The organism is Mesorhizobium sp. XAP4 (assembly GCF_029269325.1).
Lineage (GTDB): Bacteria > Pseudomonadota > Alphaproteobacteria > Rhizobiales > Rhizobiaceae > Mesorhizobium > Mesorhizobium ciceri.
The window spans coordinates 1,671,229-1,690,983 of record NZ_JARIXW010000001.1 but is presented as its reverse complement, the minus strand read 5'-3'; the positions used below and the strand labels follow the sequence as shown (position 1 = coordinate 1,690,983).

19 protein-coding genes are annotated in these 19,755 nt (G+C 63.0%); 10 read left to right on the top strand and 9 right to left on the bottom strand.

From position 1 onward, the window contains the following. Nucleotides 1-66 precede the first annotated feature (66 nt). A complete protein-coding gene (locus P3C39_RS08550) occupies nt 67-1,095 on the top strand; it encodes an NAD(P)/FAD-dependent oxidoreductase (RefSeq protein ID WP_013531877.1) in 1,029 nt (342 codons plus the stop codon). A 3-nt stretch (nt 1,096-1,098) separates the two neighbouring features. On the opposite strand, the gene P3C39_RS08545 is transcribed toward P3C39_RS08550, so the two are convergent. Both P3C39_RS08545 and P3C39_RS08540 read right to left on the bottom strand, forming a co-directional pair. Further along, nucleotides 1,099-2,580, bottom strand: coding sequence for an MDR family MFS transporter (locus P3C39_RS08545; RefSeq protein WP_027161499.1), 1,482 nt, complete (start codon nt 2,578-2,580; stop codon nt 1,099-1,101). A gap of 201 nt (nt 2,581-2,781) precedes the next feature. Beyond that, nucleotides 2,782-3,441 carry a DUF922 domain-containing protein gene (locus tag P3C39_RS08540; protein WP_050580465.1) on the bottom strand — a complete coding sequence of 220 codons (660 nt, stop codon included), beginning with the start codon at nt 3,439-3,441 and terminating at the stop codon, nt 2,782-2,784. A 103-nt stretch (nt 3,442-3,544) separates the two neighbouring features. On the opposite strand from P3C39_RS08540, the gene folP reads away from it, so the two are divergent. The 3 genes from folP to folK are packed head-to-tail and all read left to right on the top strand — an operon-like array spanning nt 3,545 to nt 5,255. Beyond that, nucleotides 3,545-4,396, top strand: a complete 852-nt coding sequence (gene folP / locus P3C39_RS08535; RefSeq protein WP_275953106.1) for a dihydropteroate synthase — start codon at nt 3,545-3,547, stop codon at nt 4,394-4,396. A 3-nt stretch (nt 4,397-4,399) separates the two neighbouring features. Further along, complete coding sequence (gene folB, locus P3C39_RS08530) at nt 4,400-4,759, top strand: dihydroneopterin aldolase (protein ID WP_013531873.1); 360 nt, start codon at nt 4,400-4,402, stop codon at nt 4,757-4,759. Continuing rightward, nucleotides 4,743-5,255 carry a 2-amino-4-hydroxy-6-hydroxymethyldihydropteridine diphosphokinase gene (gene folK / locus P3C39_RS08525; protein ID WP_013531872.1) on the top strand — a complete coding sequence of 171 codons (513 nt, stop codon included), beginning with the start codon at nt 4,743-4,745 and terminating at the stop codon, nt 5,253-5,255. The genes folB and folK overlap by 17 nt, the downstream gene beginning before the upstream one ends. 50 nt (nt 5,256-5,305) lie before the next feature. Here folK and P3C39_RS08520 read toward each other — a convergent pair whose 3' ends face one another. Beyond that, nucleotides 5,306-5,851: a DUF924 family protein gene (locus P3C39_RS08520; RefSeq protein WP_064995823.1), complete on the bottom strand. Its 546-nt coding sequence runs from the start codon at nt 5,849-5,851 to the stop codon at nt 5,306-5,308. Between the two features lie 14 nt (nt 5,852-5,865). After that, the gene (locus P3C39_RS08515) at nt 5,866-7,701 is read right to left on the bottom strand and encodes a monovalent cation:proton antiporter-2 (CPA2) family protein (protein ID WP_013531870.1); all 1,836 of its coding nucleotides are present in this window, start codon (nt 7,699-7,701) and stop codon (nt 5,866-5,868) included. Between the two features lie 160 nt (nt 7,702-7,861). Here P3C39_RS08515 and P3C39_RS08510 point away from each other — a divergent pair, with 160 nt between their 5' ends. The 3 genes from P3C39_RS08510 to P3C39_RS08500 all read left to right on the top strand — a co-directional run bounded on the left by P3C39_RS08510 (nt 7,862) and on the right by P3C39_RS08500 (nt 10,569). After that, nucleotides 7,862-8,851, top strand: a complete 990-nt coding sequence (locus P3C39_RS08510; RefSeq protein WP_063170228.1) for an AraC family transcriptional regulator — start codon at nt 7,862-7,864, stop codon at nt 8,849-8,851. Between the two features lie 60 nt (nt 8,852-8,911). After that, complete coding sequence (locus P3C39_RS08505; protein WP_063172065.1) at nt 8,912-10,120, top strand: MFS transporter; 1,209 nt, start codon at nt 8,912-8,914, stop codon at nt 10,118-10,120. A 182-nt stretch (nt 10,121-10,302) separates the two neighbouring features. Beyond that, the gene (locus tag P3C39_RS08500) at nt 10,303-10,569 is read left to right on the top strand and encodes a hypothetical protein (RefSeq protein ID WP_013531867.1); all 267 of its coding nucleotides are present in this window, start codon (nt 10,303-10,305) and stop codon (nt 10,567-10,569) included. Nucleotides 10,570-10,664: 95 nt separating this feature from the next. Here the strand turns inward: P3C39_RS08500 and P3C39_RS08495 are convergent, their stop codons facing one another. The 4 genes from P3C39_RS08495 to P3C39_RS08480 form a co-directional block, all read right to left on the bottom strand. Next, nucleotides 10,665-11,219, bottom strand: a complete 555-nt coding sequence (locus P3C39_RS08495; protein WP_024503535.1) for a hypothetical protein — start codon at nt 11,217-11,219, stop codon at nt 10,665-10,667. Between the two features lie 135 nt (nt 11,220-11,354). Continuing rightward, nucleotides 11,355-12,446: a YcjF family protein gene (locus P3C39_RS08490; protein WP_024503534.1), complete on the bottom strand. Its 1,092-nt coding sequence runs from the start codon at nt 12,444-12,446 to the stop codon at nt 11,355-11,357. After that, nucleotides 12,443-13,921, bottom strand: a complete 1,479-nt coding sequence (locus P3C39_RS08485) for a YcjX family protein (RefSeq protein ID WP_275953105.1) — start codon at nt 13,919-13,921, stop codon at nt 12,443-12,445. Before P3C39_RS08485 ends, P3C39_RS08490 begins: the two co-directional genes overlap by 4 nt. A 63-nt stretch (nt 13,922-13,984) precedes the next feature. Further along, nucleotides 13,985-14,488, bottom strand: a complete 504-nt coding sequence (locus tag P3C39_RS08480) for a histidine phosphatase family protein (protein ID WP_027161505.1) — start codon at nt 14,486-14,488, stop codon at nt 13,985-13,987. A gap of 332 nt (nt 14,489-14,820) precedes the next feature. Between P3C39_RS08480 and dksA the strand changes: the two genes are divergently transcribed. Continuing rightward, nucleotides 14,821-15,237, top strand: a complete 417-nt coding sequence (gene dksA, locus P3C39_RS08475) for an RNA polymerase-binding protein DksA (RefSeq protein WP_013531862.1) — start codon at nt 14,821-14,823, stop codon at nt 15,235-15,237. A 185-nt stretch (nt 15,238-15,422) separates the two neighbouring features. Here the strand turns inward: dksA and P3C39_RS08470 are convergent, their stop codons facing one another. Next, nucleotides 15,423-16,160, bottom strand: coding sequence for a flagellar biosynthetic protein FliO (locus tag P3C39_RS08470; RefSeq protein ID WP_024503531.1), 738 nt, complete (start codon nt 16,158-16,160; stop codon nt 15,423-15,425). A 225-nt stretch (nt 16,161-16,385) separates the two neighbouring features. Here P3C39_RS08470 and P3C39_RS08465 point away from each other — a divergent pair, with 225 nt between their 5' ends. Together P3C39_RS08465 and P3C39_RS08460 are read left to right on the top strand one after the other, a co-directional pair. After that, nucleotides 16,386-18,959, top strand: coding sequence for an ATP-binding protein (locus P3C39_RS08465; RefSeq protein ID WP_024503530.1), 2,574 nt, complete (start codon nt 16,386-16,388; stop codon nt 18,957-18,959). Between the two features lie 86 nt (nt 18,960-19,045). Beyond that, nucleotides 19,046-19,753 (top strand): DeoD-type purine-nucleoside phosphorylase, encoded by a 708-nt coding sequence (locus P3C39_RS08460; protein WP_024503529.1) that lies wholly within the window; start codon nt 19,046-19,048, stop codon nt 19,751-19,753. Nucleotides 19,754-19,755: the final 2 nt, after the last annotated feature.

Below are 19,755 nucleotides of genomic sequence, written 5' to 3'. Positions count from 1 at the left end.
TATTTGCGCGTGATCCTTTCCGAAAATCGATCCGATTTTCGGGGTCATGCGCAGCGAGGCACAGGCATGACCGACATCACCAGGACAGACGTGCTTATTGTCGGGGCAGGGCCGGTTGGCCTGTTTGCCGTGTTCGAGCTCGGCCTGTTCGACATGAAGTGCCACCTGATCGACATTCTCGATCGGCCGGGCGGCCAATGCGCGGAGCTCTATCCGGAAAAGCCGATCTACGACATTCCAGGCTGGCCTTCGATCTCGGCGCAGGGGCTGGTCGACAAATTGCTCGAGCAGATCGCGCCGTTCAAGCCCGATTTCAGCTACAACCGAATGGTTTCCAGCCTGGAAAAACTGGAGGACGGCAGTTTTCGCGTCACCACCGACGAAAACGAGGTGTTCGAGGCCAAGGTGGTGGTGATTGCCGCCGGCGGCGGCTCCTTCCAGCCCAAGCGTCCGCCGATCCCCGGCATCGAGCCCTATGAAGGCAAGAGCGTCTTCTATTCGGTGCGCCGGATGGAGGATTTTCGCGGCCACGACCTCGTCATTGTCGGCGGCGGCGACTCGGCGCTCGACTGGACGCTGAACCTGCAGCCGGTGGCAAAGAGCGTGACGCTGGTGCACCGGCGGCCTGAGTTCCGCGCCGCTCCCGACAGCGTCAACAAGATGTATGCCATGCAGGAGATGAAGCAGCTCGAATTCCAGGTCGGCCAGGTGACCGGATTGACCGGTGCCGACGGCCAGTTGTCATCGGCCACCATCAAGGGACCGGATGGCGACGTCGAGGTGCCTTGCACGCGCATGCTGCCGTTCTTCGGCCTGACCATGAAGCTCGGACCGATCGCGGAGTGGGGTCTCAACCTTCACGAGAACCTCATTCCGGTCGATACCGAAAAATTCCAGACATCGGTGCCCGGCATCTTCGCGGTCGGCGATATCAACTGGTATCCGGGCAAGCTGAAGCTGATCCTGTCGGGTTTCCACGAAGTGGCGCTGATGGCGCAGGCCGCCAAGCGCATCATCAGCCCCGGCGAGCGCATCGTTTTCCAGTACACGACCTCATCGACCAGCCTGCAGAAGAAGCTCGGCGTCTCCGGCTGAACTTTACTCGGCCAGCATCGGCGCCGCATTGTCGGCGTAGCCGCGAAGCTCCTTTTCGGGCATCAGCGTCAGCGTGATCAGCCCCAGCAGCAATGTAGCGGCGGCGACGGCAAAGATCATCACGAACGGCTCGATCGTCGCGCTATGGCCAGCGATCCGCACGCCTTCACCGGCAAGCGGCAAGCCGTAGCCCAGAGCGACCGCGCCGAGCATGGCGACCCCAAGCGCACTGCCAAGCGAACGCAGGAATGTCAGCACGCCCGTCGCGACGCCGAGATGCACGCGATCGACGGCGTTCTGGACCGACACGGTGGTGACCGGAAACGTCGTTCCGGTTCCAAACCCGATGCAAATCGTCAAGACCTCGACCTCCAGCAGCGTCGCATATCCTGCGACGACGGCCAGCAGGCAGAGGCACAGCATGCTGAAGACGACGCCCACCATCGCAATGCGCTTGTAGTGGGTGAAATGCGGGATCATACGCCCGCTGAATGCCGCGCCGCCGACGGTCCCCAGCAGAAGCCCAAGCATCGCGATGCCCGACTCCGCTGCCGACAAGCCGAGCACCGCCTGAAGATAGACGGGCAGGTACACAGCCATGCCGACGCTTGCGGCCTGAAGCAGGAACATCGAAAGCGTGCCCGCCAGAACGATTGGATTGCCAAGCACTTCGAGTGAGATGAGCGGCTCGGCGGCGCGCATGAGCCGCAAGGCAAAAGCGCTCCAGAAAATCGCCGAACCGCAGAGAACGCCGATGACTTCAAGCGAAGTCCAGGGATAGGCGCTGCCGCCCCAGTTCAAGGCGAGCAGCAGCAGCGCCGTGGCAATTATCAGAAGCAGCGCGCCCAGGCCGTCGATGCGATGGCGCTTTGCGGCAATGGGCAGTTTCTTGAGCGGCTTGTTGATGATCGCCATCGCAAGAAAACCAAGCGGAATGTTGATCCAGAAGATCAGTGACCAGTGCAGGTGCTCTGCGAAAGTGCCGCCGAGCAACGGACCGGCAATGCTGGCGACAGCCCATGTGCCGGAGAACCAGGCGGCATAGCGTGCCCGCTCGCGCGGCGGCACGAGATCCCCGACGACGGTCTGCGTCAAAGCGAACAAGCCGCCGCCACCGGCGCCCTGGATCGCCCGCCCGACAACCAGCACAAACATGTTGGGAGCCATCGCACTGACCACCGATCCCGCCAAAAAGATCAGGATCGCGGCATAGACGGTCGGCCGGCGGCCGTAGACATCGGAAATCTTGCCGTAGAGCGGAGCCACGGCTGTAGCGGTCAGGAGATAACCGGTGACGATCCATGGCAGATAGTGTGCGTTTCCGAGCGCATGCCCGATGGTCGGCATGGCCGGCGCGACAATGGTCTGATCGAGTGCCGCCAACAGCATCGACAACAGCACGCCGCCGATGATGGCGTTCTTTTCGCGCTCTGTTATCGGCGTGCCGGTTTCCGCCATCGTTTTCTCATCGACAGCCTGGTCCATGATCGTTCATCCATAAGCTTGCGATTTGACCGGCGCTGTTCAGCCGCTCCGGCTTCACGACCGTTTGGATCGCATTGGTGTTTTAAGCTCGTCTGGCGAGCCTGATATGTCGTCCCATATAGGCCGGTTTCGACGGCGGCTCGAAAGTTTTTCGAATCTGGCACTACGCTTCGGTGAATTTGGCTTTCAGTTCGGGTGCGTTCAGGCCGGCGGCAGTCGTCCGTTGCCGATGCGCTCCATGCGGTAGCGCAGCAGCCGCAAGATGCGGCTTTCGAAATTGACGCTTTCGACGCGGTCGAACTGAAGCTGGGCGCGGTCGTGCCTGGCCAGAACAGCCGCGGTGATCGCGGCCGCCTTGGCCTTGGCGGCGTCGCAGTTCTTTTGCGGGTAGGTGGCTTTCAAGGCCTCTTCGAGTTCGCCGCCATGGTTCTTGGCGATTTCGACATGGCGCTCCTCATGGCGCTTGATGTCGGCCGACAGCGTATCCCAGAACAGCCTGACATCGGCATCGGCCTTGCGCGGCCGGCGCCACTCGGGAAGGATCACCTTCACCTTGACGGTCACCACCGCGTCGGCAATCCGGCAGGAACTCGGTGTCTGCGCATAGCTGATGCGGGTGGTGAACGCCATTTGCGTGGCGCCCGGGTGCCGCGTGCCGGTGCTTTTCACCTCCGGCCCGCGTTTGGAGAGTTGTGCCTCGATGTCATCGAGCGTGCTGCCGCCAATGGCGAAATAGCTGTACGTCTTGACGAGATTGGCCGCCGCCGCCGGGTGCGACGTTATGGCGAGCAGCAGCGCGCAAGCCAAGGATTGTTTCACGCCCAAGGACTGTTTTTTCATGCCAAGCATGGATCGTTTCATCATGTTGCCTCTTTGACCACCTTGCTTTACGGCCGTTGCCGGCGCAATGAAATTGATCCGCCAGGGATCACACATGATTGATGAACTCCATGGTCGATGAGCAATGACGGCCAGGCGATGGCAGTTGGCGCATGGACGCCATCTCGACCTTGGCGGCAAGGCCGTGGTCGTCGGCATCCTCAATGTCACGCCCGACAGCTTTTCCGACGGCGGCCAGTTCGACGCCCCTGAAAAGGCGCTGGCCCAGGCGCGCCGCATGATCGGGGAAGGGGCACTGGTTGTCGATGTCGGGGGAGAATCGACGCGCCCAGGTGCTGCCGCGGTATCGGCCAGCCAGGAACAGGCCCGCATCCTGCCGGTGATCGAAGCGCTGGCGGGCGTGAACGAGGTGCTGATTTCGGTCGATACCTATCGCGCCGACACGGCGCGGCTGGCGGTCGCCGCCGGCGCGCATATCGTCAACGATGTCTGGGGTTTGCAGCGCGAGCCCGATATTGCTCGTGTCGCCGCCGATACCGGCGCCGGGCTTGTCATCATGCATACCGGGCGGGATCGCCAGAAGCTGCCGGACGCGATTGCCGATCAGTTGGCATTCCTGCGAAGGTCGCTGGAAATCGCCCGCCAGAACGGCATCGCCGATGATCACATCGTGCTCGATCCCGGTTTCGGATTCGCCAAGGAGACGGCGGAGGAAAATCTCGACCTGATGGCACGCTTTTCGGAATTGCATGCACTCGGCCTGCCGCTGATGGCCGGCACGTCGCGAAAACGCTTCATCGGCACGGTCACCGGCCGTGATGCCGCCGACAGAGGGGTCGGAACAGCGGCGACCAGCGTCATTTTGAGGCTCCAGGGCGCCGATCTGTTTCGCGTCCACGATATCGCATTCAACGTGGACGCATTGGCGCTCGCCGATGCTATGCTGGCGCGTCAAACCGACCGGGCGAGAAACTGACCGATGTATGTCATCCGCATGAAGAACTGCGCTTTCTTTGCCCGGCACGGCGTGCTGGACGAGGAGGAACGGCTCGGCCAGCGCTTCTATGTCGATGCCGTTCTGACCGTTGATCCAGGCCGGGCGCTTGCCGAAGATTCGATCGAGGATACAGTCCACTACGGCGTTGCATTCAGCGTCATTGAAAAGATCATCACCGGGCAGCGCCGTTTTCTGATCGAGTCGCTGGCGCTCGAAGTGGCCCGTGCGCTGACGGCGCGTTTTCCGCAGATAAAGAAAGCCGAGATCACGGTGCGCAAGCCGAACGCACCAGTGCCCGGCGTGCTCGATTATGTCGAGGTGACCGTTGTCTGGCCCGAATAGTACCGTTTATCTCAGCCTTGGCGGCAATCTTGGCGATCCGGCGAAATCCATGAGCGCGGCGCTGCGCATGCTGGATGCCGACGCGGATACGCGTGTCACCGGCGTCTCCTCGCTTTATCGCACACCGCCCTGGGGCAAGCTCGATCAGCCGGATTTTCTCAATGCGGCCGCCGAAATTTCCACCGTACTTGCACCGCGTGCCTTGCTCGACCTCTGCCTCGATGCGGAGCGCAAGCTGAAGCGGGTGCGCGAGGAGCGGTGGGGGCCGCGGCTGATCGACATCGACATTCTGGTGTTCGGTGACCGCGTCATCCACGAGACCGGGCTGGAGGTGCCGCATCCGCGCATGCTGGAGCGCGCCTTCGTGCTGGCGCCGCTGGCCGAGATCGCGCCCGGCCTGGTTGTCAGCGGTCGCAGCATCACCGATCGCCTGGTCGCCGTCGATACCTCAGGCATCGAGCGATTGTCATCCGGCCGGGATTGGTGGCTGGCCTAGGTGCGATGATATTCAGGTGATGCCGGCCTGCAAACGGCGCAGCGAGGCCTCTAACCCGAGAAGCCGCCACCATCCAGGAACGTCTGCTCCTGCGAGGTGGTTTCGCGGCCAAGCATCTTGTTTCGATGCGGAAAACGGCCGAATTGCTCAATGATATCACGATGTTCAACAGCATACTTCAGATAGGGCTCGGCCCTGGCCTGCGTCAGCTCGACCGAAATATCCTGGTCGGCCAGTAGCTCCGAATGCTCATAAGGCAGGTAGAGGAAAACGCGGAGTTCTTCCTCGAGTGCCAGGTCATGACCAGCCGCGATCGCCTTCTCTGCGAAATATCTGGCGAGCGGATCGGTCGCGTACATATGGCCGGTGCCGCGAAAGCAGTTCCGCGGAAACTGGTCGAGCAGGATCATCAGCGCCAGCGCGCCTTCGGCATGTTCCAGCCAGTCGTCGCATTCACGCCGCGCGGCGGCGTAGTGCAGGTCGAGAAAGCGGTCGCGGAACTCGGCATCGAATGCTTCGTTCTTCTCGAACCAGGCATCCTCGCCGGCATCGCGCCAGAATTTGGTGACCGACAGGGCTCTGCTGTCCAATTCCATACCTGATTCCTTGCTCAATCGGCGGGTTCGGACTTGTGCAGCACACCCGCGGTCTCTTCGTTGAGTGCCTGACCAGGCCGGCGCGGCGTCGAGAGCGGTGTCGGAATCGGCGTGCCGATATTGCCTCTCAGGAAGCGCTGTCCGGCGCGAATGCCTTCGGCGAGCTGGGTTTCGAAGCGGTCGGTGTCGCGGCGCCTGACATCTTCGATCGTTTCAGCCACGTCTTCGGGATCGACGCCCAGAGATTCCAGGGCCGAGCCGCCGAAAACAAGTGCGGATTCGAAGGTTTCGCGCAGTTGGTAGTCGACGCCGGCACGTATGAGCTGCAGCGCCGTTCCACGGTCGAATGCGCGGGCCAGCACGGTGAGCAGTGGGAATTCGGCCTTGATCAGCTGGGCGATGCGAACAGCCACATCGGCCTTGTCGACGCAGATCAGCACGGCGCGCGCCCGGCCGGCACCGGCGGCATGCAGGATGTCCAGCCGCGTGCCGTCGCCATAGTAGACCTTGAAGCCGAAATCGGCCGCCGCCTGGATCATTTCGACGTCATTGTCGATGATCGAGACGTCGATGCCGCGCAGCAGCAGCGGCTGGCTGGCGATCTGGCCGAAGCGGCCGAAGCCGATGATCAGCACGCTGCCGGTCAGGCCATCGGCGACGTCGACGCCGTCGAGCGACTGCTCGTCGCGCGGCGTCAGATAGCGCAAGGCGATGATGGCCAGCGGCGTCAGCACCATGGAGATGATGACGATCGCCGTCAGCGTCGCATTGGCGTTGCCGTCGATGATGCCGACCGCCGCGGCCGCCGAATAAAGGACAAAGGCGAACTCACCGCCTTGCGCCATGAAGACCGCGCGCTCAAGCGCCTCGCGGTGGCTGGTTTTCAGGATACGGGCGACGATGTAGATGCCGAATGCCTTCATCACCATGTAGGCGACGACATAGATGGCAATCAGCCGCCAGTTCGCCGCGACCACATGCAGGTCGAGCGACATGCCCACCGCGAGAAAGAACAGACCGAGCAGGATGCCGCGGAACGGTTCGATATCGGCTTCGAGCTGATGGCGGAAGGTCGATTCGGACAAAAGCACACCGGCCAGGAAGGCGCCCATCGCCATCGACAGGCCGCTGAGCTGCATGGCGAGCGCGGATCCGAGAACGACCAGAAGTGCCGCCGCCGTCATCACCTCGCGGGCACGGGCATCCGCCAGGATGCGGAAGAACGGATTGAGCAGATAACGGCCGGCCACAACCAGGCCGACGATCGCGGCGAGGCCGATGCCGACCTCGGTCAGCCGCTCCGATAGGCTGGTGTCGGCACCGCCGGGCGCCAGAAACGCGATCAGGGCCAGCAGCGGCACGATGGCAAGATCCTCGAGCAGCAGGACCGATACGATGCGCTGGCCTTTCGGCGCGGCGATTTCGCCGCGTTCCTCGAGAAGCTGCATGACGATCGCTGTCGAGGTCAGCACGAAGCCGGCGCCGGCGACGAAGGATTGCGCGATTGGAAACCCTCCAGCCATGCCGACCCCGGTCAGCAGGAGCGCGCAGACGCCGACCTGCAACGCACCGAGGCCAAAGATCTCGCGGCGCAGGCCCCAGAGCCGCGATGGCTGCATTTCCAGCCCGATGATGAACAGGAACATCACCACGCCGAGTTCGGCGACATGAAGAATGGCTTCCGATTCGGAAAAGACGCCGAGGCCGAACGGGCCGATCACCACGCCGGCAGCCAGATAGCCGAGGATCGAGCCGAGGCCCATGCGCTTGAAGATGGGAACGGCGACGACACCGGCAGCAAGCAGCGCCACCACCTGAACCAGATCACTGCCCGATGCTTCCGCCGCCATGCCTCTTGTCCCTGTGTCTTGCAGCACTCCTTGCATGCAGTTGGAGCGGGAGGCAAGGCGAGAAATCTGCCGGAAAGGGTAGGGTGCCGTTGCAGTGATTGACCTGGTGGAACAACGGTCCCCGCTTGCCTGCCGGACGTTCGGCATCTATATTGCGTATATGTTTGACCATTCGTCCCGGCCGTCCTCGCCGCCACATATCCCGATGGATGCGCTCAGCGAAGTTCTGCAAGACTTTCGCTTGAGTGGTGTCAACTATGGCCGCTGCGAACTCCGGCACCCATGGAGCATAGACTTTCCGCAACAACAGCTGCTTCGGTTTCACTTTGTCGGCCAGGGCCCATGCTGGATTCATACTGAATCGCAAGGTTGGCAGGAGCTGCGCGATGGCGATCTGGTGCTGCTGCCGCAAGGCATCGCCCATCGGCTGGCGAGCGCGCCGGACGTTGCAGGGGGCTCGCTCGAAGGTTGCCAGGTAATCAAGTTGGGGGGCAACGTCTGCGAAGTGGTACGGCAAGGAACGGGCGCGACGAGCACCCTTTTCTGCGGCTCCATGGCCTTGGACTCCTATGCGCTCAACCCATTGATCACGTTGATGCCGCCTGTCATCAAGGGTTGCGACGTGGCCGGCAATGACCCGGTCGTCGGTCCTTTGCTGGCGGCCATGACGGTGGAGGCCTCGCAGCCGCAGATGGGCAGCGCCACGATTCTGTCGCGTATGGCCGACTTGCTGACGGCCCGGCTCATACGCTGCTGGGTCAATTGCAACGGAGCCTCGACCACCGGTTGGCTCGCAGCCATCCGCGACCCCCATATAGGCCGCGCTTTGGCGGCCATGCACCGCGACCCCGGCCACAACTGGACGCTGGGAAGCCTGGCCGGCGTGGCAGGCCAATCGCGCTCGATTTTCGCCGAGCGTTTCAGTGCGGTATTGGGGGAGGGTGCCGCACACTATCTCGCCCGCCTGCGCATGCAGCTTGCCCGCGAATTGCTGGGCCAAAACGGCTTGTCGGTTGCCGAAGTCGCTACCCGTTTGGGCTATGATTCGGAGGCATCCTTCGCGCGCGCGTTCAAGCGCATCACCAATGTCTCGCCGGGCGTTGTGCGTCGCACAATTCCCGGACGAATGGATATGAATTTCGGATTCTAAGATACATATCATCCGAGCGGACTCGCCTATTTAAGACCTCCAAACTTTGGAGATCTTTCCGTGACTGACACAACATTACAGCTTGAAGACGCCGCGACTGGCCTTGATGCCGATGCACCAGCCGCGTGGAGCGCAGCCACCTGGTTCGCGGTCATTTCATTGGCGGCCACCAGCTTTGCCTTGGTGTCGGCCGAATTCCTGCCCGCAGGTCTGCTGACGCCAATGGCACGCGATCTCGGCATCAGCGAGGGGACGGCCGGACAGGTCGTCACCGCCACCGCTTCCGTCGGCGCCGTGACGGCCATGTTGAGCAATGTTCTCATCGGCCGCTTGAACCGCAAGGCGGTGCTGGTTGGTCTCAGTGCTCTTGCGGTCGGTTCCAATGTCCTGGCGGCGCTGGCGACCGATTTCTGGCTGTTGCTGTTGGGCCGGGCCGGGCTGGGCATCGCTCTCAGTGCTTTCTGGGCACTTTCGGTCGCCGTCGTGGCGAGGCTGGTTGGCGCCAGCGCGACGGGGCGGGGCATGGCGATCGTCACCCTGGGCGTCTCGCTCGCAACCATTGCCGCACCGTCGATGGGCGCGTTGATCAGTGACTGGATAGGGTGGCGCAGTGCCATGGCCATGACGGCGGGGCTGGCCGCGCTTGCCATGCTGCTGCAGTTTCTCAGCCTGCCGACCTTGCCCGCAACGGCAAGCAACAGCCTTGCAGATGTATTTCGGCTGACCCGGCGGCGCGGCATCCAACTCGGGATGCTGGCTATCCTTTTGCTGATGACGGGGCATTTTGCCGGCTCGGTCTATGTGCGTCCCTTCCTCGAACAGGTGACACTCCTTACAACCGGACCGATTGCCTTGGCTCTGCTCGGGTTTGGCGTCGCTGCCGTGATCGGTAATGTTGCCGGCGGCCGCATGGCCGACACCAACATCCACATGGCCCTCGCAGTCACCGCGGCGTTGATGGCGGTTGCGGCACTTACTTTGGTGCTTTGGGGCTCGCATATCGGCGTTGCCTTCGGTTTCGTTACGCTGTGGGGTTTCGCCTTTGGCATGGCGCCGGTGGTGCTGCCGACCAATATGTCGCGCGCGGCGCCTGATGCGCTGGAGGCAGCGGGCAGCCTGATGGTCACCTCTTTCCAAATTGCCATCACCATCGGCGCGGTTGTCGGCGGCTATGTCGTGGACACCTATGGCGCGACTGGGCCTTTGACTCTGACTGCTATCCTTGCCGCATCGACCGCCGTCTTGGCGCTGCTGCAGCCTCGCAGCTGAACTTTGCAGCCGCCGACACAGTAGCCTCAAATCCTGCCGCCAGCGATGTTGCAGGCGCGATACACAAGTTGAGGCCGGGAACACGTTGCATCTTGCCGCAATCGAAGGCTAAGGACGCTCGGCTTCGGCCATTGGAGGGTGATCGACGATCAAGTCGCGCCCTTTTTGAGGAGATGACTGACATGAAGAAGTTTTTGTTTGTTGCCGTCGGCCTGGCGGTGCTTGCCGGTTCGGCTTGCTCGAAGGCGCCTGAGTGCACGGCGGAGATCGCGACCAAGAAGGCGCAGGACATGGCTGCAGCACTTCAGGAGGCGATCACCAAGGACCCGGCCAAAGCGGCTGATCTGACCGCCAAGGTCCAGGCGGTGACAACCAAGTATCAGGGCGCCACGACATTGGCCGACGCCTGCAAGGCCTATGACGAAGTGACGGCCGCGATCAAGGGCTGACACCCTGATTTGAGATCAAGGCCTAAGCGCCTGATTCGATGGGCTCAAGTGAGAGGGCGGTGACCGTTGGGTCGCCGTCTTTTTCCTTGGTTTTTTCAGTTCGGCGCGATGGAGCCGACTTCGACTGCGTCGACGCGCTTCAGGCTCATGCCGATCACCGGCACCAATTGGTCGTTGACGCGCACGGCAATAGTCACCGTCATCGAATTATCGTCAGGGATGCGAGCCTGCATGACGCCGCGCAGCTGGTTGCGGTTGATGGTGAAGACCACCTTGCGGGGATCGACGACGTTGCCGCCGATGATGTCGAGGCCGGAACCGGTCGCGCCACCCATGAAGCTGCCCTTGTAGCCCTCGCGGCCCTTGCGCTCGATCTTGGCCGACATTGGCTGGGTGAACATACCGACCCGGCAGCCGCCGTCGAGCGACATGCCGACCTTGCCGTCGGGCGTCGAGCCGGTGAAGCTGCAGTTGAACTTGGTGCCCTTGTACTTGCCGGCGACGATTTCGCCGGGACCGATCCACTTGCCTTCGGCAGACTGGAAGAACTGCTTGTCCGGCTCCGCCGCAGAGGCCACTCCGGCAATGCCGACGACTGTCGTAATCACCGTTGCCAGGGACAGGACGCTGGATAGAATTACGCTTTTCATCGACGACACCCGGCAACAAAGATGCTGTTTGGAACCGGTCTGACCATGAACAAGATTGGTTAATGCTTCGTCACCGCGGGGCCGCCGCAGAGCAGTCCGGTAACGATTCCGAATGCCCGGACACTCCAGCCCGGCTCACTTGCCGGAGGGGGTCGTTGCACCGTCTTTCCTGGTTGCGAACGATGTCAGCGCCGAGAGGAAGTCGCCCAATCCGGGACGTTTGGCGGCGCTGAAGGGCAGGGGTCGAGCCGTCTCCATCGCGGCGATGCCGATGCGCGCCGTCATCATGCCGTTGACGACGCCCTCGCCAAGCTTGGCCGAAAGGCGCGCGGCCAGGCCGTGGCCAACGATCTGCTGGACGAAACTGTCGCCGACCGCGATCGAACCGGTGACCGCCAGATGCGCCAGAACGCTGCGCGCCAGGCGGAAGAAACCCAGCGTTCCCGGCCGTCCGCCATAGAGTTCCGACAGGCGTCGAATGAGCCGCCCGGCCTCGAACACGACATAGGCAACATCGACCAGTGCGCGTGGACTGACCGCCGTCACCAGCGAGACGCGTTTGGCAGCTTCGAGAATCATCACTTTCGCCCTGGCATCGAGTGGTCCGAGAATTTCAGCCTCCGCCAGACGCACGAGATTGCCGCCGTCGATGATTTCGCCGCGCAATTCGGCCAGCGCGCGCCGGCCGGCCGCGGTCTCGGGTTTGGCCGAGACAAAGGCCGATAGTTCGTCGACGACCGATCGTGCCGCCTTGGGATCGTCGCGGGCGATCGCATCGAGCGCCCGCTTCTGCAGCTTTTCGACCTCGGCGAGGCGGGCGATCGCCAGGAATTCGCGAATCAGGATCACCACAAGCGCCAGCACGGCGATGGCGGCCATGCCGGCCGCCAGCCAGCCCAGCCACTCAGCGCGCGCAAAGAGGTCGCGTATGAGCTGGTCGGTCCACAGGCCGACCGCCAGCGAAACCAGCACGCCGAAGGCGCCGAAGAAGATGTTGCCGAGCAGCGAGCGTTTCCTGGGGGCGACGGCTGGTGGCGGCTCCGCGGCAATGATGTCGGGCTCGTCGAAGACATCGACTTCCGCCGGTATGACCATCGCGACATCGGTTTTCATCGCGCGGGGTTTGCGTTGGGTGTCGGCCTGGATGTTGCGCGGCTCAGGGGCCGCTTGTCTCGGTGGGGCTTCCGGTTCGATGCGGAATGCCGCCGGCTTGCGGGGCGCGGTCATGCCAGATGATCTCCGATCAGGAACTGCAAGGCACGGTCGAGCCTGATATGCGGCAGCGACAGCGTGACGCCTTCGGCCGTGCGTTCGAGCTTTGGGGGACGGAAACGGACGAAGCGGATTGCAGGGTCCGCGGAGTCCTGCCTGTGATCGGCTCCCGAAACATCGAAAACCGCATCAATATTCTCCGGTAAGTCACCGGGAAATATGGCTGTTTCAGTTTTTCCATCGAAGGTTTCGCCGTTGATCTTCTCACCGGCTATCGGCGTGCCGATGATGACGGGAAGCGTCTCCCGGCCTTGCTTGACGGTGCCTTCGCGCGTCGCGCGCACCGCCGCCATGGCGACCACATCGACATCGGCGCCGGTGAAATTCGCCCGTGCCACGGCGCGGTCGGCAAGCCGCCGCACGATCGCCTGCAGCCGGTCATGGCTTTCGTGATGCAGATGGTCGGCTTTGGTCGCGGCAACCAGGATGCGGTCGATGCGCCGCGAGAACAGATCGGTGAGGAAGCTGCCCCGGCCGGGGCGAAAACAGCTGAGGATCTCGGTCACCGCGCGTTCCAGGTCGGCCATGGCGCCTGGGCCGGCGTTCAGCGCCTGCATAGCGTCGATCAGCACGATCTGGCGGTCGAGGCGGGTGATGTGTTCCCGGAAAAAGGGTTTGACGACATGCGTCTTGTAGGCCTCATAGCGCCTGTCCATCATGGCGCGCAGCGAGCCTGCGCGCGGACGGTTGTCGCCGATCGCGGCCAGTGGCGCGAAGGTCAGGGCCGGCGAGCCTTCGAGATCGCCCGGCATCAGGAAGCGGCCGGGCGGCAAGGTCGAAAGCGCCCGCTCGTCGAGCTTGCAGGCCTTCAGATAGGCGGCGAAACTCTCGGCCAGGCGGCGCGCCGTCATCTCGTCGGCATCGGCGTTCGGGTCGATCCCGGCCGATAGTGCCCGCCAGGCTTGCGACAGGTCCTCGCGCACCGGCAGAACGGCCATCTCAAAGGCTTCGTGGGAAAAATCGGCGAAGGATTTGCCGAGCAGCGGCAGATCGAGCAGCCATTCGCCGGGATAATCGACGATATCGACCGACAATCTGCCCGAGGAAAACATGCGGCTCCAGCCGGAGGCCGATTCATATTCGATGGTCAGCCGCAGCTCCGAAATGGCGCGCGTCGAATCGGGCCAGACGCGGTCGTTGACCAAGGCTGCGATGTGGTCCTCGTACTGGAAACGCGGCACCGCGTCGTCGGGCTGCTGCTCGAGGAAGGCGCGCGCGATGCGCCCCGATTTCTGCGCCTCGAACAGCGGCAGGCGCCCGCCATGGATCAAATTGTGGACAAGGGCCGATATGAACACCGTTTTGCCGGCGCGGGACAATCCGGTCACGCCGAGGCGCAGCGATGGGGAAAAAAGCCCGGTGGCGCGGCCCGATAGCGTGTCGAGGGCAATCCTCGCCTCGTCGGTGAAGGTGGTCAGCGATGATGCCAAAATATGCTCTCTCGAACTTCGGTCCGTCCGATATAGGCGCTGCAACAAGGCTTTGAAATGGCTTCAGAGATCGGCCGGCGTCAGGAACACTTCGAGATAGCCGGTGCCTTGGGCGGCGCTGGCAAGATCGCCGTCGAAGCGGACGACCGCCAGGCCCGCGGTCGGGAACCCATGGTTCAGTGTGGCCCGCGCAGCCTCGTCGCCGCCGCCCGAAACTGCCATGGCAAGGTCTTCCATCATCGGGTTGTGGCCGATGACCAGCAATGAGCCCGATCCGCCATTGTCCCTGATAAGGTTGAGGTAACCGGCCGCGTCGGCGCTGTAGAGCCCGTCGAAGAACAGGACCCGGCCGGTGTCGGTCTGGCCGGCCAAGCCTTCCAGCGTCTCTTTGGCGCGTTTGGCGTTGGAGCACAGCGTCCGGTCCGGAACATAGAGGCGGGAGCGCATGGCGGCGCCCATCATTTCGGCATCGGCGCGGCCGGACGCATCGAGCGGACGGTCGAAATCGCGCATGCCGGGCAATGCCCAGCCTGCCTTGGCATGTCGCAACAGATAAAGCCTGCTCACCCAACCTCCGAATGCCGAAGCCTTCCGGGATTAGCCACGAGAACGGCGTCGCGCACAATGGCCCGTGCTCTTCAAACACGGCGAATCAGCTAACGCTGGCTGCCGCAAAAGGCGCTTGCATATCGGCCCCGGGGGCACCGCGATCAGGGAAAATATGCGTCACCGGATCCAAAGTGTCGCGGCGGAGTTTGTACCAAAGCGACCGTACGCGGCTGCAAAGACGCGTGCCCGGGTACTTTAACAATTGCGTGAAACAGCGGCCGATTGCGCTTGTGCAGGCGTCGGACGACGAATATATAGGCGCCAAATTTGGGGCAGTTTGGGTGAGTCGAATGAACGACATCGTTACCGCCGATTACGTACCCTCCGAAGACGAGCCGTTCATGAACGAGCGGCAGAAATCCTACTTCCGCTCAAAGCTCGTCACCTGGAAGAATGACATATTGCGCGAAGCGCGCGAAACACTGGAAATCCTGCAGCAAGAAAACGCCAACCACCCCGATCTGGCCGATCGCGCCTCTTCGGAAACCGACCGTGCCATCGAACTCAGGGCCCGCGACCGTCAGCGCAAGCTCATTGCAAAGATCGATTCCGCCCTGCAACGCATCGACGAAGGCACCTACGGCTATTGCGAAGAAACCGGCGAGCCGATCGCGCTGAAGCGGCTCGATGCACGTCCGATCGCGACATTGTCGATCGAAGCGCAGGAGCGGCATGAGCGCCGCGAAAAAGTCTATCGCGACGACTGAAGCTCACGGCCGGCTGTCTCGAACGAACTCGATTCTGAAAATGGCCGGTTTTCCGGCCATTTTCATTGGTGCGGCATCCACCGCTCAGGGCGCGCGAAGATCGAAAACCCTCGGGGCTTCGGACGAGGTGGTTCGGCAGCCGGACCGGCGACGGTGTTTCGCGGGGATAGCGACCCGGCGGTCGCTCATTTCTTCTGGCTGGAGAGTTCACCGAGAAGCTTGGTCATCTCGTCGTCGAGCGACTGCGGCGCCGCCGGCTTGCCCACCTGGCCGCCCGAACGGGGCTGGTCCAGTGATACTTCAAGTTCTCTCATCAGCGTGTCGTCGATGCTGTCCTGCACCGGCTGCGGTGGTGGCGGGGCGTGCCGGGCGGTGTTGGCGTTGGCGGAGCCGTAGGCGGGCAACGGCGTGACATTGGTCGGCTGGTAGCTTTGCGTTGCCGGCTTCGGTGCAGGTGCCGGCGGCGCTGTCGGACGGGGGCGGGCGGGCGGCGTCGTATTCACCGGCTGTGGAGCGGGTGCCTGTCTCAGCGGCGGCGGAGCGGGTTGCGGCGGACGCGGCCTTGTCGGAGCGGCGGCCGGAACCGGCTGCAAGCCGCCATCTCCAGTCAATGCCGGCCGGCGCGGCGCCGAAAGCCGGATATCGCGCTCGACGACGACGTCGGTCGGACCGCCGATCAGAAGCAGATGTTCGATGTCGTCGCGGCGTATCAGCACCAATCTGCGATGGCTGTCGACGGCGGTGGCATCCATGACGGCCAGTCGCGTCTTGCGGTTCCGGCCGCCGGCGACGAAGGTTCCGAATGTCAGGTTGCGCACCAGCTTGACGATGACGAGAACGATGACCAGCAGGACGAGCGCTGCAAACGTCCACAACAATGCTGCGGCATAACCGGGACCTGCCACGCTATCGAGCCATTGCATTGGTTTCCCCTGATCGCCCCTTGGAAGTGATAAGACACTAGACCGTTGCAGCGGGCCACCGCAAGTTGCGTTTCACGCTGTTGAACAGCTTGAAAAACTCCGAAGGCCGGAAGACATCATTTTTATCCGACATTTGCCGCCCAGGCCTTTTCCGGACTAGGAGAATGTGATTCAACCCGGTACGGGGCGGGTGTCGGAACACCGGAATTCACGAGCAGGGGGCACATGGCCAAGGAAGCGCGCGGCGATTTCTATCCGGTACCGATCGTCGACCAGAATACGCGACCGGGCGCGGTTACCCGGCTTATCATTTTCATCGTCGTTCTGACGGGGGCGGCGATCGTCTTCGGTCTTTTCCGCGAGCGCCTCGGCGATCCTTTCCTGCTCGGCATGCTCGGCGTGCTGGCGATGATCGGCGTCGGCTTCCTGTTCGCGACGGCGATCGGCTTCGTGCAGGTCACGCCACGCTCGACAGGCGACGAACTGTCGAAATCCTTCGTCGATTCGATGTCGCAGGGGCTTCTCGTCACCGACACCAAAGGCCGCGTCGTCTATGCCAACCGCGCCTATGCGGATATGACCGGAGCATCGTCCGCTGCCGACCTGAAGACCGTCGAGGGATTGCTCTCGGATGTCCCCGAAGCCTCGGTGACGATCTATCGCCTGGCGTCCGGCCTTCGCGACGGCCAGCCGGGCGACGGCGAGTTTAGGCTCGCACAGTCCATTCGGCCCGGTGCCGAGCCGGGCGCCCGCTGGTACCGCGCGCGCGCCCGCGCCTTCAGCGTTCCGGGCCAGCGGCTGCCGATGCTGGCCTGGCAGCTTGCCGATATCTCGCAGGAGCGGGCCGAGCAGGAGCGCTTCTTCCTCGATCTGCAGAAGGCGATCGATCACCTCGACCACGCGCCGGCCGGCTTCTTTTCGGCCGACCAGGAGGGCCGCGTCACCTACATAAACGCCACGCTCGCCGAATGGCTGGGCATCGACCTCACCAGCTTCACGCCCGGCGCCGTGTCTCTGTCGGAGATCGTGGCCGGCGACGGCATGGCGCTGGTCCGCTCGGTCAAGGCCGACCCCGGCACGACACGCAACGCGGTGATCGATCTCGATTTGACGACCATGACGGGCGAAGCGCTGCCGGTGCGCTTTATGCACCGCGTTTCGGCCAGCCGCGAAGGATTGAATGGGCCGACACGCACGATCGTGCTCAACCGCACGCAAGGCGAGGATGCCTCTGCCGATTTGCGGGCTTCGGAAGTGCGCTTCACCCGCTTCTTCAACTCGACACCGATGGCAATCGCCGGCGTCGACCACAACGGACGCATCCTGCGCACCAATGCGCCGTTTTTGTCGTTGTTTTCGTCTGTCGTCGATCGCGACGCCGTCGACCGTCGCGTGCGGCTCGACACGGTAATCCACGAACGCGACCGGCCGGCCTTCGCGGCTGCCTTCGAGAAAGCGCAGCAGCGGCAGGCCGACATCGAGCCGATCGACACGCTTCTGCCCGGCAACGACGAACGGCACATCCGCTTCTACGTCAACGCCGTCGCCGACGGCACCGGCGGCGAGGGCGCCGAGGAGTCGGCCATCGTCTACGCCGTCGAGACAACGGAGCAGAAAGCGCTCGAAGGGCAGATGGCGCAAAGCCAGAAGATGCAGGCAGTCGGCCAGCTTGCCGGCGGCATCGCGCATGATTTCAACAATGTGCTGACCGCCATCATCATGGCGTCCGACCTTTTGTTGACCAATCACCGCCCGTCGGACCCGTCCTTCCCCGACATCATGAACATCAAGCAGAATGCCAACCGGGCGGCTTCGCTGGTGCGGCAGTTGCTGGCCTTCTCGCGCAAGCAGACATTGCGGCCGGAAGTGCTCAACCTGACCGACGTGCTCGCCGATCTCAGGATGCTGCTGGCCCGCCTTGTCGGCAACGACATCAAGCTGAAGGTCGACCATGGCCGCGACCTGTGGCCGGTCAAGGTCGATATCGGACAGTTCGAACAGGTGGTGGTCAACCTTGCGGTCAACGCGCGCGATGCTATGCCGGCGGGCGGCGATCTGACCGTGCGCACCCGCAATGTAACCGCCGAGGAGTGCAAGGCCTTTTCCTACCGCGAACTCGCCCCGGCGGACTATGTCGTGGTCGAAGTCGAGGACACCGGCAGCGGCATCGCGCCCGACGTGCTGAAGAAGATATTCGAGCCCTTTTTCACCACCAAGGAAGTCGGCAAAGGCACCGGCCTTGGCCTGTCGATGGTCTACGGCATCATCAAGCAGACCGGCGGCTTCATCTTCTGCGATTCCGAAGTCGGCAAAGGCTCGACTTTCCGCATTTTCCTGCCGCGTCACATCGCCGAAGCAAAAAAGGCAGGCGAGCCCGGCGATGCGCCGGCGGCGCCGGCAAAGGTCGCCGATCCGGCCAAGGATCTGTCGGGCTCGGCCACGGTGCTGCTCGTCGAGGACGAGGATGCCGTGCGCATGGGCGGCATGCGGGCGCTGACCTCGCGCGGCTACACCGTGCACGAGGCGTCGTCGGGCGTCGAGGCGCTGGAAGTGTTCGAGGCGCTGGGCGGCAAGGTCGATATCGTCGTTTCCGACGTGGTGATGCCGGAAATGGACGGGCCGACGCTGCTCGGCGAATTGCGCAAGCGCCAGCCCGACATCAAATTCGTCTTCGTGTCCGGCTATGCCGAGGACGCATTCGCCAGAAACCTGCCGGCAGATGCGCATTTCGGCTTCCTGCCCAAGCCGTTTTCGCTCAAGCAACTGGCCACGATCGTCAAGGACGTGCTGGAGTCCTAGAGCCTTCCCCATGTTCCTCCTTGCGCAACGCCGTGACAACGCCATGATTGAGGGGTGAACGGCAGGAAGGCTTAGGGGAGCAACCGGTGACGCCGCACAACGAAGCGGACAAGGACGACTATGCCGACACGGTGTTGTTGCCGGGCGACCCGCAGCGCGCCGAATGGATGGCGCAAACGTTCCTGGAAGCGCCGCGCTGCATCAATCGCCGACGCGGCACGCTTGGCTTCACCGGCTTGTTTCGTGGCAAGTCCATCAGCATTCAGGCGACGGGCATCGGCGTTTCATCGTTTCTGATCTATGCGCATGAACTGCTGGACCATTATGGCGCCCGGACGCTGATCCGTACCGGCACCTGCGGCAGCCTGACCGCAAGGGCAAAGCTGCGCAGCCTTGTCATCTCGCAATCGGCACAGGCGGAAAGCGCCCAGAGCGGCCAGGTTTTCGGCCTTTATGGACCGGCTGGCCCGGACCCGGCGCTCCTCGCATCGTCACGGGCCAAGGCGGTAGAATTTGGCATCGACCATCATGTCGGCCTGACGGTCTGCAGCGACATCTTCTATCACCCGGATGGGCGTGCCCGTTTTGCCGATGCACGGGCGCAAGGAGCCCTGGCCGTGGATATGGAAACCAGCGCGCTCTATGGCATATCGGAGCATTTCGGAGCACGTGCGTTGTCGATGTGTGTCGTGGTGGACAACATCGAGACCGGGGAACAGACCGACTATTCCGAGCGCCAGGCGCTTTTCACCGACATGAGCCGTCTGGCGCTGGCCGTCGCAGCCGAGAGCTAGAG